The sequence below is a fragment of the Pseudomonas sp. BF-R-24 genome, assembly GCF_019947335.1.
GTDB lineage: Bacteria > Pseudomonadota > Gammaproteobacteria > Pseudomonadales > Pseudomonadaceae > Aquipseudomonas > Aquipseudomonas jessenii.
Map to the genome: position 1 here is coordinate 36433 of NZ_JAGYGG010000042.1, position 11751 is coordinate 48183.

General features: G+C 61.3%; 9 protein-coding genes. 6 read left to right on the plus strand and 3 right to left on the minus strand.

The genetic code is table 11. From position 1 onward, the window contains the following. Nucleotide 1 precedes the first annotated feature (1 nt). The 4 genes from KGA98_RS24440 (at nucleotide 2) to KGA98_RS24455 (ending at nucleotide 4838) form a co-directional block, all read left to right on the plus strand. The gene (locus KGA98_RS24440) at nucleotides 2-475 is read left to right on the plus strand and encodes a MarR family winged helix-turn-helix transcriptional regulator (protein WP_223504174.1); all 474 of its coding nucleotides are present in this window, start codon (nucleotides 2-4) and stop codon (nucleotides 473-475) included. After that, nucleotides 472-1941: an efflux transporter outer membrane subunit gene (locus KGA98_RS24445; RefSeq protein WP_223504176.1), complete on the plus strand. Its 1470-nt coding sequence runs from the start codon at nucleotides 472-474 to the stop codon at nucleotides 1939-1941. Before KGA98_RS24440 ends, KGA98_RS24445 begins: the two co-directional genes overlap by 4 nt. Nucleotides 1942-1956: 15 nt before the next feature. After that, nucleotides 1957-3159 carry an efflux RND transporter periplasmic adaptor subunit gene (locus KGA98_RS24450; protein ID WP_057714140.1) on the plus strand — a complete coding sequence of 401 codons (1203 nt, stop codon included), beginning with the start codon at nucleotides 1957-1959 and terminating at the stop codon, nucleotides 3157-3159. Between the two features lie 146 nt (nucleotides 3160-3305). Further along, a complete protein-coding gene (locus tag KGA98_RS24455) occupies nucleotides 3306-4838 on the plus strand; it encodes a DHA2 family efflux MFS transporter permease subunit (RefSeq protein ID WP_223504178.1) in 1533 nt (510 codons plus the stop codon). A gap of 122 nt (nucleotides 4839-4960) precedes the next feature. On the opposite strand, the gene lpxH is transcribed toward KGA98_RS24455, so the two are convergent. Together lpxH and KGA98_RS24465 are read right to left on the minus strand one after the other, a co-directional pair. Further along, nucleotides 4961-5713 (minus strand): UDP-2,3-diacylglucosamine diphosphatase, encoded by a 753-nt coding sequence (lpxH, locus tag KGA98_RS24460; RefSeq protein WP_090456633.1) that lies wholly within the window; start codon nucleotides 5711-5713, stop codon nucleotides 4961-4963. Continuing rightward, nucleotides 5710-6213, minus strand: a complete 504-nt coding sequence (locus KGA98_RS24465) for a peptidylprolyl isomerase (protein ID WP_008053603.1) — start codon at nucleotides 6211-6213, stop codon at nucleotides 5710-5712. Before KGA98_RS24465 ends, lpxH begins: the two co-directional genes overlap by 4 nt. 250 nt (nucleotides 6214-6463) lie before the next feature. Between KGA98_RS24465 and KGA98_RS24470 the strand changes: the two genes are divergently transcribed. Both KGA98_RS24470 and cysS read left to right on the plus strand, forming a co-directional pair. Beyond that, nucleotides 6464-8161 (plus strand): glutamine--tRNA ligase/YqeY domain fusion protein, encoded by a 1698-nt coding sequence (locus KGA98_RS24470; protein WP_150812606.1) that lies wholly within the window; start codon nucleotides 6464-6466, stop codon nucleotides 8159-8161. 20 nt (nucleotides 8162-8181) lie between these two features. Further along, nucleotides 8182-9564, plus strand: a complete 1383-nt coding sequence (gene cysS, locus KGA98_RS24475; protein ID WP_007970481.1) for a cysteine--tRNA ligase — start codon at nucleotides 8182-8184, stop codon at nucleotides 9562-9564. A 232-nt stretch (nucleotides 9565-9796) separates the two neighbouring features. On the opposite strand, the gene KGA98_RS24480 is transcribed toward cysS, so the two are convergent. Continuing rightward, complete coding sequence (locus tag KGA98_RS24480) at nucleotides 9797-11635, minus strand: sigma-54-dependent Fis family transcriptional regulator (protein WP_223504180.1); 1839 nt, start codon at nucleotides 11633-11635, stop codon at nucleotides 9797-9799. Nucleotides 11636-11751: the final 116 nt, after the last annotated feature.

An 11751-nucleotide genomic window follows, 5' to 3' on the forward strand; every position in this document is an offset into this window, starting at 1 on the left:
GATGAAACATTTCTCCCCGGAAGATTTCCAGAATTGCCATCTCGGCCTGTTGCTCGGGCGTGCCGCGCTGCTCAAGGACCGGATCATCGACACCCACATGGAACCCCACGGCATCACCGCCGCGCAGTTCAAGGTGTTGATCATCATCGCCCAGTACGGCGTCGATTCGCCGGGCGAGTTGTGCCGTCACCTGTCCCTGGACAGCGGCTCGATGACGCGCATGCTCGATCGTCTGGAACAGAAAGGTTTCCTTGCCCGCCAACGCTCCGAGGCAGATCGCCGCCAGGTGCAGCTTGTGCTCACGGATGAAGGGCAGAAGCTCGCCGGGCGGTTGCCGCACATCGGTGCCGAAGCCATGAATGAACTGGCCGGTGCCATCACTCCGGAAGAACTGAAAACCCTGGAGTTGATCCTGAAGAAAATTTTGGTGGCAGCCGGTGACGCGATCACCCTGCTGCGGGTAGGTGACAAATGAGCAGTAACCCCTTGCGTACCGGCTTGAGCCTGGTGCTGTTGGCCATGAGCGTCGCCGGTTGCGCCAGTTACAGCGGCCTGAAAACCGAAGGCGTCAGCCTCGACGCGAAGACCCTCAAGGCCGGGCGATCCCTCAGTGGTGTGACGTTGTCCCCCGCGGCCTGGCCAAAAAGCGACTGGTGGAAAAGCCTCGGCGACCCACAACTCGATGGCCTGATCCGCGAGGCCCTGCGCGACAGCCCGGACATGCAGATCGCCGATGCCCGTGCCCATCAGGCCAGCGCCGCAGCCTACGCCGCTGACGCTGCGCGGATGCCGACCCTGGATGCCAGCGCTGGTATCAGCCGCTCGCGCCTGGCCCGGGATCAGGACCCGCTCGGGCAGGGTGACGCTTACGCCACCGTTCGCAACATCAGCACCGGTTTCAACTACGACTTCGACCTGTGGGGCGGTCAACGCGATGCCTGGGAAGCGGCCCTCGGCCAGGCTCGCGCCGCCGAAGTCGACCAGCAGGCTGCGCAACTGACGCTGGCCGCCGATGTCGCCCGGGCTTATAGCGATCTCGGTCAGGCGCACATCGTCTACGACCTGTCCAACGAAGACCTCAAGCGCACCCGGCAAATGCTCGACCTCAGCCAGCGGCGCCTGACTGCCGGGATCGACAGCCAGTACCAGTTCCAGCAGACCGAAAGCCTGGAAGCCACTTCCCGGGCCAACCTGATCGACGCCGAAAAACGCTTGAACAGCGCGAAAATTGCCCTGGCCGTTCTGCTCGGCAAAGGCCCGGACCGCGGTAATGAAATTGCCCGCCCGAACATTCTTCAGTCGAGTGCGGTAGCGCTACCTTCGGTGCTGCCGGCCGAGTTGCTCGGGCGTCGCCCGGACCTGGTGGCCGCGCGCTGGCGGGTCGAAGCGGCGAGCAAAAGCATCGACGCCGGCAAGACCCGGTTCTATCCCAACCTGAACCTCAGCGCCGCCGCCGGTGCCGAATCCTTGCTGGGCGATGCGATGTTTGGTTCGGCCAGCCGCTTCTTCAACATTGCACCGACGATCTCTGTGCCGATCTTCGACGGTGGCCGCTTGCGCGCCGACCTCGATTCCCGCGACGCCGATTACGACCTCGCCGTGGCGCAGTACAACAAAAACCTGGTCAAGGCGCTGGGGGATGTCAGCGACAGCGTCAACCAGCTGCGTGACATCGGCCGGCAGATCGCTGCCCAGCAGCACGCCACCGACATCGCCCAGGATTCCTACAACACCGTGGTCCAGCGTTACGGTTCCGGCATCGGCAACTACCTGGACGTGCTCAGCATCGAGCAGCAATTGCTCCAGGCCCAGCGTCAGTTGGCCAACCTGAATGCCGAGCAAATCGACCTGTCGATCCAACTGATGCAGGCGCTGGGTGGCGGTTACCAGCCTGAGGCCATTGCCTCGGCCAACGCCACGCCAGCCACGCTGACCCACTAATTCAAGGTACTTGTCATGGCCACTGCCGATACAACTCAACCTCCTGAAAACACTCAGGGCAACCCCAATTCGGGCAAGCGCAAGTTCATGCTGCTGGTCCTGGCTGCCGTCGTCGTGCTCGGTTGCGCGGGTGTCTGGGCCTACCACGAATTCTACGGGCGCTGGAGCGAAAGCACCGACGACGCCTATGTGAACGGCAACGTGGTGGAAATCACGCCGCTGGTCACCGGCACCGTGGTCAGCATCGGTGCCGATGATGGCGATCTGGTCCATGAAGGCCAGGTGCTGGTGAACTTCGACCCGAACGACGCCGAAATCGGTCTGCAAAACGCCCAGGCCAATCTGGCGCGTACCGTGCGTCAGGTGCGTGGCTTGTACAGCGATGTGGACGGCATGAAGGCCCAGGTCAACGCCCAGAAAGCCGAAGTGCAAAAGGCCCAGGACAACTTCAGCCGCCGCAAGAACCTCGCCGCCGGCGGGGCGATTTCCCAGGAAGAGCTGTCTCACGCCCGCGACGACCTGACCTCGGCGCAAAACGCCCTGGCCAATGCCGAACAAAAGCTCAAGACCACCAGCGCGCTGGTCGATGACACCGTGGTTTCATCGCACCCGGACGTGATGGCCGCCGCCGCGCAACTGCGTCAGGCCTACCTGAACAACGCCCGCAGCACCTTGATTGCGCCGGTGACCGGTTACGTGGCCAAGCGTTCTGTACAACTTGGCCAGCGCGTGCAACCGGGTACCGCGCTGATGGCGGTGATTCCGCTGGATCAGCTGTGGATCGACGCCAACTTCAAGGAAACCCAGTTGCGTGACATGCGCATCGGCCAACCGGTGGAGATCGAGACGGACCTGTACGGCAGCAGCGTTAAATACAGCGGCACCATCGACAGCCTCGGCGCCGGGACCGGCAGTGCGTTTGCCTTGCTGCCAGCGCAAAACGCCACCGGCAACTGGATCAAGATCGTGCAGCGCGTGCCGGTGCGGGTCCACGTCAACGCCGAGGAGCTGGCCAAACATCCGCTGCGGGTCGGCCTGTCGACCATGGTCGATGTGGACCTGCACGACCAGAGCGGGCCGGTGCTGGCGCAACAGCCGCCGCAGAAGGCGTCGTTCAGCACCAGCGTCTATGACCGTCAGTTGACGGAGGCCGACGCGATGATCACCCAATTGATCCACGACAACAGCGCCGCGGTCAGCAAGACCGCGCAACGCTGATATGCCATTACATCGACCCTGTGGGAGCGGGCTTGCTCGCGAAGGCGGAGCGTCAGGCGACATCCATGTTGAATGTGCCGACCTCTTCGCGGGCAAGCCCGCTCCCACAGGGTTAGCTGCGCCCGTCTGGTTTCAAAGGATTTGCGATGAGCAATAACGCGTCTTTCACACCGCCCAGCCTGTTGCTCAGCACCATCGGCCTGTCGCTGGCGACCTTCATGCAGGTGCTCGACACCACCATCGCCAACGTGGCGCTGCCGACGATCTCCGGCAACCTGGGCGTGAGTTCGGAGCAGGGCACCTGGGTCATCACCTCGTTCGCCGTGAGCAACGCCATCGCCTTGCCGCTGACCGGTTGGCTCAGTCGGCGTTTCGGCGAGGTGAAGCTGTTTGTCTGGGCGACGCTGCTGTTCGTGCTGGCTTCGTTCCTGTGCGGGATTTCCACCTCGATGCCGGAGCTGGTGGGCTTCCGGGTGCTGCAAGGGGTAGTGGCCGGGCCACTGTACCCGATGACCCAGACCCTGCTGATTGCGGTTTACCCTCCGGCGAAACGGGGGCTGGCGCTAGCGCTGCTGGCGATGGTCACGGTGGTCGCGCCGATTGCCGGGCCGATCCTCGGCGGCTGGATCACCGACAGCTACAGCTGGCCGTGGATTTTCTTCATCAACGTGCCGATCGGCCTGTTCGCGGCATGGGTGGTCACCCGGCAGATGAAAAAGCGCCCGGTGGTCACCAGCCGCCAACCGATGGATTACGTCGGTCTGATCGCGCTGATCATTGGCGTCGGGGCGCTGCAGATTGTGCTCGACAAGGGCAACGATGCCGATTGGTTCGAATCCAGCTTCATCGTGATCGGCTCGGTGATTTCGGTGGTGGCCCTGGCGTTCTTCGTGATCTGGGAAATGACCGACGAACACCCGGTGGTCAACCTGCGCCTGTTCGCCCATCGTAACTTCCGCTACGGCACCATCGTGCTGATCCTGGGCTATGCCGGGTTCTTCGGGATCAACCTGATTTTGCCGCAGTGGCTGCAAACGCGGCTGGGCTATACCGCGACCTGGGCCGGTTTTGCCGTGGCCCCGCTGGGGATCCTGCCGGTGCTGCTGGCGCCGTTTGTCGGCAAGTACGCACCGAAATTCGACATGCGCCTGCTGGCGGGCGGGGCGTTCCTGGCCATCGGCCTGAGCTGTTTCATGCGCGCAGGCTTCACCAATGAAGTGGACTTCCAGCACATCGCCATGGTGCAGATGTTCATGGGGATCGGCGTGGCGCTGTTCTTCATGCCGACCCTGACGATCCTGCTCTCGGACCTGCCCCCGAACCAGATTGCCGACGGTTCGGGGCTGGCGACGTTCTTACGGACCTTGGGCGGCAGTTTCGCGGCGTCGTTGACCACCTGGATCTGGATTCGTCGGGCGGACCAGCACCACGCCTACCTGACCGAAAGCATCACCCCCTTCGACCCGGCGACCCGCGAAGCGCTGACCCACCTGGGCGGGGCAGGGGCCAAGGCCTATACGCAGCTGGACCAGATGGTGATCAGCCAGGCGTACATCATGTCCACGGTGGACTACTTCACCTTGCTGGGCTGGATGTTCCTGGGGTTGATCCTGATTGTCTGGCTGGCCAAGCCGCCGTTTACGGCGAAGGCCGGTCCTGCGGCCTCGGCGGGACACTAAACACCGCAGTACCAATGTGGGAGCGGGCTTGCTCGCGAAAGCGGTGGATCAGTCAATATAGATGTCGACTGACACGCCCTCTTCGCGAGCAAGCTCGCTCCCACAGGGATCTCCTACAGCCTTCAGTTCGCGGGTGCTGCCAGTTGCGGTGGCGGAGTGAAATCAAACGGCGCCAGCGCGAACCCTTGCTCATCCACCTGCAATGCCCACCCTTGACGATCCCAATCCCCCAGCACAATGCGCCGGGCCGCTTGCTCGCCAAGCTGCAACTTGTGAATCGCGGGACGGTGGGTGTGCCCGTGGATCAAGGTCTTCACGCCGAATTCCTGCATGATCCGCGGAATCTCTTCGGGCGTGACATCGACGATGTCATTGGCCTTCATCCGCGTTTGCGCACGGCTTTCACTGCGCAGCTTGCGCGCCAGCTTGTGCCGGGTGCGCAGCGGCAGATGCCGCAGGATGAACAGGGTGATCGGGTTGCGCAGGTAGCGACGCAGCTTCATATAGGCTTCGTCGCGGGTGCAGAGGCTGTCGCCGTGCATCAGCAGCACCGGCTCGCCGTTGAACTGCACGACACTCGGATCCTTCAACAAGGTGCAGCCGGCTGCTTTGCAGAAGGCCTTGCCCAACATGAAGTCGCGATTGCCGTGCATCAGGAAAATGGCCGTGCCGCTGTCGCTCAATTCGCGCAGGGCCTGGCAGATGGAACGCTGGAAGGGTGTCATGGCGTCGTCGCCAATCCACACCTCGAAGAAGTCGCCCAGAATGTACAACGCACTCGCCGAGCGGGCGCGTCCGGCGAGCAAATCCAGAAACGCCCGGGTAATGTCCGGGCGCTCCTCTTCCAGATGTAAATCTGAAATCAGCAATATCACTCAATGATCTCGGCTTTCTCGATGATCACGTCGTCTGCCGGTACGTCCTGGTGGCCGGACTTGGAAGTGGTGGCCACGCCTTTGATCTTGTCGACAACGTCGGTGCCGGCGGTCACTTTACCGAATACCGCGTAGCCCCAGCCCTGAACGTTTTTGCCGCTGTGGTTCAGGAAGCTGTTGTCCGCCACGTTGATGAAGAACTGTGCGGAAGCCGAATGCGGCTCCATGGTGCGGGCCATGGCGACGGTGTATTTGTCGTTGGAAAGACCGTTGTCGGCTTCGTTCTGGATGCTTGGGCGCTTGTCTTTCTTTTCTTTCATGCCTGGCTCGAAACCGCCGCCCTGGATCATGAAGTTACCGATGACACGGTGGAAAACGGTGTTTTCGTAGTGACCGGCTTTAACGTACTCAACGAAGTTGGCCACGGTGATCGGGGCTTTGTCGGCGTTCAGTTCGAGGACGATGTCACCGAAGTTGGTAGTCAGTTTGACTTGGGTCATGATCGTTACTCACTAGAGGAATTCGTGGTGTTGGAACATCTCGTCCCGCCACCGGTTCAGCCTTTTTGGCCAAGGTGCGCAGTTTAGCGTGCCAGACGCGAATTTCGAGGCTGTTTTTTCATTTGCGGCCTATTAAATGCGACGGTTTACAGAGTGCGCTCTGTCAGGTACTTGACGGCATCGGCTATGATAGCGGCTTTGTTTTGTCCGGCCTTCATTACGGCCACGCACTTGTACGTTCAAGGATCCTATGAGCAAGCCCACTGTCGACCCTACCTCGAATGCCAAGACCGGCCCTGCCGTGCCGGTCAACTTCCTGCGGCCGATCATCCAGGCAGACCTGGACTCGGGCAAGCACACGCAGATCGTTACCCGTTTTCCGCCTGAACCCAACGGCTACCTGCACATCGGCCACGCCAAGTCGATCTGTGTGAACTTCGGCCTGGCCCAGGAGTTCGGCGGCGTCACGCACCTGCGTTTCGACGACACCAACCCGGCCAAGGAAGACCAGGAATACATCGACGCGATCGAAAGCGACGTCAAATGGCTGGGCTTCGAATGGTCCGGCGAAGTGCGCTACGCCTCGCAGTATTTCGACCAGTTGCATGACTGGGCGGTGGAGTTGATCAAGTCCGGCAATGCCTACGTCGACGACCTGACCCCGGAACAAGCCAAGGAATACCGCGGCAGCCTGACCGAGCCGGGCAAGAACAGCCCGTTCCGCGACCGCAGCGTCGAGGAGAACCTGGACCTGTTCGCCCGCATGAAAGCCGGCGAGTTCAAGGACGGCGCACGGGTGCTGCGGGCCAAGATCGACATGGCCTCGCCGAACATGAACCTGCGTGACCCGATCATGTATCGCATCCGTCACGCTCACCACCACCAGACCGGTGACAAGTGGTGCATCTACCCCAACTACGACTTCACCCACGGTCAGTCGGACGCCATCGAAGGCATCACCCATTCGATCTGCACCCTGGAGTTCGAAAGCCACCGTCCGCTGTACGAGTGGTTCCTCGAGCACTTGCCGGTACCGGCCAACCCGCGCCAGTACGAGTTCAGCCGCCTGAACCTGAACTACACCATCACCAGCAAGCGCAAGCTCAAGCAGCTGGTCGATGAAAAGCACGTCAATGGCTGGGACGACCCGCGCATGTCCACGCTGTCGGGTTTCCGCCGCCGTGGCTACACGCCTAAATCGATCCGCAACTTCTGCGAAATGATCGGCACCAACCGTTCCGACGGCGTGGTCGACTTCGGCATGCTCGAATTCAGCATCCGCGACGACCTCGACCACAGCGCCCCGCGCGCCATGTGCGTGTTGCGTCCACTGAAAGTCGTGATCACCAACTACCCGGAAGGCCAGGTCGAGAATCTCGAACTGCCGTGCCACCCGAAAGAAGACATGGGCGTGCGCGCGTTGCCGTTCGCCCGTGAAATCTACATCGACCGTGACGACTTCATGGAAGAGCCGCCGAAGGGCTACAAGCGCCTGGAACCGGCCGGTGAAGTGCGTCTGCGTGGCAGCTACGTGATCCGCGCCGACGAAGCGATCAAGGACGCCGATGGCAACATCGTCGAACTGCGCTGCTCCTACGATCCGGACACCCTGGGCAAGAACCCGGAAGGTCGCAAGGTCAAAGGCGTGATCCACTGGGTGCCGGCCGCTGCCAGCGTCGAGTGCGAAGTGCGTCTGTACGATCGTCTGTTCCGTTCTCCAAACCCGGAGAAGGCCGAAGACAGCGCCAGTTTCCTGGACAACATCAACCCTGATTCGCTGCAGGTACTCACCGGTTGTCGTGCCGAGCCTTCGCTGGGCAATGCACAGCCGGAAGACCGTTTCCAGTTCGAGCGCGAAGGTTACTTCGTCGCCGATCTCAAGGACTCGAAACCAGGTCAGCCGGTATTCAACCGTACCGTGACCCTGCGTGATTCGTGGGGCCAGTGATTTAGCGTCAAGGAATAAACGTGCTTACGATCTACAACACGCTCACCAAGAGCAAAGAAGTCTTCAAGCCGCTCGATGGCAACAAGGTGCGCATGTACGTGTGCGGCATGACCGTGTACGACTATTGCCACCTGGGCCACGGCCGCAGCATGGTCGCGTTCGACCTGGTGACGCGCTGGTTGCGCTTCAGCGGCTATGACCTGACCTACGTGCGCAACATCACCGACATCGACGACAAGATCATCAATCGGGCCAACGAGAACGGCGAGTCGTTCGAAGCCTTGACCGAGCGCATGATCGCGGCGATGCACGAAGATGAAGCGCGCCTGAACATCAAGAAGCCGGACATGGAGCCGCGTGCCACGGATCACATCCCTGGCATGCACGCGATGATCCAGACCCTGATCGACAAGGGCTACGCCTACGCCCCGGGCAATGGCGACGTGTACTACCGCGTCGGCAAGTTCATGGGCTACGGCAAGCTGTCGCGCAAGAAGATCGAAGACTTGCGCATCGGCGCACGCATCGAAGTCGACGAGTCCAAGCAGGACCCGCTGGACTTCGTTTTGTGGAAAGCCGCCAAACCGGGCGAGCCGAGCTGGGAATCGCCGTGGGGCGCCGGGCGTCCGGGCTGGCACATCGAGTGCTCGGTGATGTCCACCTGCTGCCTGGGCGAGACCTTCGACATTCATGGCGGCGGCAGCGACCTTGAGTTCCCGCACCACGAAAACGAAATTGCCCAAAGCGAAGCGGCCACCGGCAAGACCTACGCCAACGCCTGGATGCATTGCGGCATGATCCGTATCAATGGCGAGAAGATGTCCAAGTCCTTGAACAACTTCTTCACCATTCGCGACGTGCTCGACAAGTACCACCCGGAAGTCGTGCGTTACCTGCTGGTGTCGAGCCACTACCGTAGCGCCATCAACTACTCGGAAGACAACCTCAAGGACGCCAAAGGCGCCCTGGAGCGTTTCTACCACGCGTTGAAAGGCCTTCCGAATGTGGCGCCAGCGGGCGGCGAAGCCTTCGTCGAGCGCTTCACCCAGGTGATGAACGACGACTTCGGCACGCCGGAAGCCTGCGCGGTGCTGTTCGAGATGGTCCGCGAGATCAACCGTCTGCGTGAGAGCGATCTGAACGCTGCGGCCGGTCTGGCCGCCCGTTTGAAAGAACTGGCCAGCGTGTTGGGTGTGTTGCAACTCGAAGCCGATGACTTCCTGCAGGCCGGTGCCGAAGGGCGCGTGGACGCAGCCGAAGTCGAGGCGCTGATTGCCGCGCGTCTGGCGGCACGCGCCGGCAAGGACTGGGCCGAATCCGACCGCATCCGCGACCAGCTCACCGCCATGGGCGTGGTGCTGGAAGACGGCAAGGGCGGCACGACCTGGCGTCTGGCTGACTGATTGCCTTGTTGGCTACGCCTTTTACAAAAAGCAGAAACCCGCCTTGTGCGGGTTTTTGTTTGTGGGTATGGCGGAAAATGCTATTCCAGCAGTGCTGACGCCTTCGCGAGCAAGCCCGCTCCCACATTTGATCTGCGGTGTGTTTGAGTTTGGTGTACGACGCAAATCCAATGTGGGAGCGGGCTTGCTCGCGAACGGTCTCAAGCCGAACATCGCCAGTGCCGATCACTCGTCATTCCACTTGGCGCAACCGCTTGTAAAGGGTATTACGGCTTACTCCGAGCCTGCGCGCCAGATGGGAAATATTCCCCCCAACCGCCTGCAGCTGCCGATTCAACTCCTCGGCATCATCAAGATCAACCGCCAACGGCTCCTGCGTCTCCACCGGCTCCATCTCCAGATCGACAAAAAAATCATCCGGCAAATGCTCCGGCCTTATCGGTTGTTCCTCGGCCATGGCCAACGCCACCTGCATCACGCTGCTGACCTGACGCAGGTTTCCCGGCCACGGATGGCGTTCGAACAGCGCCAATACCTCGCGGCTCAGTCCGGCCCATTGGCTTGGTTCGCGATGCTGTTCCCACAGGCGTTTGAACAACGCCTCTTTATCACTGCGCTCTCTTAACGGTGGCAGTTCCAGGGTCAGGCCGCCGATGCGGTAATACAGGTCTTCACGAAACCGCCCCAGTTGTACCTGTTCGCGCAACGAGCGATTGGTCGCTGAAATGATGCGCAAGTCCACAGGAAACAACTCGCTGCTGCCCACGGGCTGCACGCAACGCTCCTGCAACACCCGCAACAGTCGTGCCTGGGTTGGCAGTGGCATATCGCCGATTTCATCGAGGAACAGCGTGCCTTTGTCAGCCTTGCGGATCAGCCCGATGCTGCCTTTCTGGTTGGCGCCGGTGAACGCGCCTTTCTCGTAGCCGAACAGCTCTGACTCGACCAGTTCGGCGGGGATCGCTGCACAGTTCACCGCAATAAACGCCTGTTTGCTGCGGGAGCTGGCCTGATGCAAGGCTTTGACGAAAACTTCCTTGCCGACGCCAGTCTCGCCGTGGATTAACAGCGGAATGTCTTTTTCCAGCAAACGCTCGGCCTGACGCACAGCTTTTTCCACGCGGCTGTCGCCGAAGTGCAGGGTGTTGAGGCTGATCGCGGCCGGTGTTGGCGCAGTCACGGCAGGTTCGGCGAACACTCGCGGTTGAATCGGAACCTGCTTGGGTCTTTTCAGCAGACACTGGAAGCGGTTGCGCCCGGAAGCCTGCAGCGAGAAGGGCAAGCCTTCGGGTTGGTTCAGCAACTCCAGCAGCGAGACCTTGAACAGGCTTTCGACACTGACCCGCGACAGGCTGATGCCCAGCAGGTTGTCGGCCCGGCGGTTGGCCGACAGCACCTGGCCGGTTTCATCGAATATCAGCAATCCGGCCCACTGACTGTCGAGGTTATTCAGCCCGGTGTTGAACGTCAGTTGGAAATGCTGGCCATGGAACAGGTTGAGGATCAACCGGTTTTCCACGGTCTGGCTCATCATCTTGACCATGCCCAGGGTGTGGGACGGCGGCAGGTAGCTGTCGCTGGACACGTCCAGCACCGCGATCACCTTGCGCTCGGTATCGAATATCGGCGCGGCGGAACCGGTCATGAAGCGGTTGGCCTTGAGGAAATGTTCGTCGTGCTCGATGTGCACCGCTTGCTCGCAGGCCAGGGCGGTGCCAATGGCGTTGGTGCCGGTGCAGCGTTCCATCCAGCTGGCGCCGGCGCTGAAACCCCGGGCCAGTTTCGGTTCGATAAAGCGCTGGGTGCCCCACGATGTGAGTACCTGGCCCTGATGGTCGGCGAGCATGATCAGGCAATTGGAGTTGCTCAGGATGTTCTCGTAGTAGGGCAGCACTTCCTGATGGGTGGTTTGCACCAGCGAATGCTGGCTCTCCAGCAGTTGCGCGATGCCTGCGGCCGGCAATTGGTCGAATGCCGGCGTGCTCTGATGACTGAGGCCGAACGCGCGGCAACGGGACCAGGAGTCCTGGATGATGGCGTCGTGGGACAACGGCGATGCGGGTGCGGCCATGGCAGTCAGTCTCTGAATCAGCATTTTTATTGTTGTTATGGGCAGCTCGGCAACACACCGAACTACATGTGGGAGCGGGCTTGCTCGCGAAGGCGGTGTGTCAGGCACATCCTCGC

Coding starts and splice junctions, on each gene's coding strand:
- KGA98_RS24440 (WP_223504174.1), top strand. CDS start 2: ATGAAACATTTCTCCCCGGAAGATTTCCAGAATTGCCATCTCGGCCTG.
- KGA98_RS24445 (WP_223504176.1), top strand. CDS start 472: ATGAGCAGTAACCCCTTGCGTACCGGCTTGAGCCTGGTGCTGTTGGCC.
- KGA98_RS24450 (WP_057714140.1), top strand. CDS start 1,957: ATGGCCACTGCCGATACAACTCAACCTCCTGAAAACACTCAGGGCAAC.
- KGA98_RS24455 (WP_223504178.1), top strand. CDS start 3,306: ATGAGCAATAACGCGTCTTTCACACCGCCCAGCCTGTTGCTCAGCACC.
- KGA98_RS24465 (WP_008053603.1), bottom strand. CDS start 6,213: ATGACCCAAGTCAAACTGACTACCAACTTCGGTGACATCGTCCTCGAA.
- KGA98_RS24470 (WP_150812606.1), top strand. CDS start 6,464: ATGAGCAAGCCCACTGTCGACCCTACCTCGAATGCCAAGACCGGCCCT.
- KGA98_RS24480 (WP_223504180.1), bottom strand. CDS start 11,635: ATGGCCGCACCCGCATCGCCGTTGTCCCACGACGCCATCATCCAGGAC.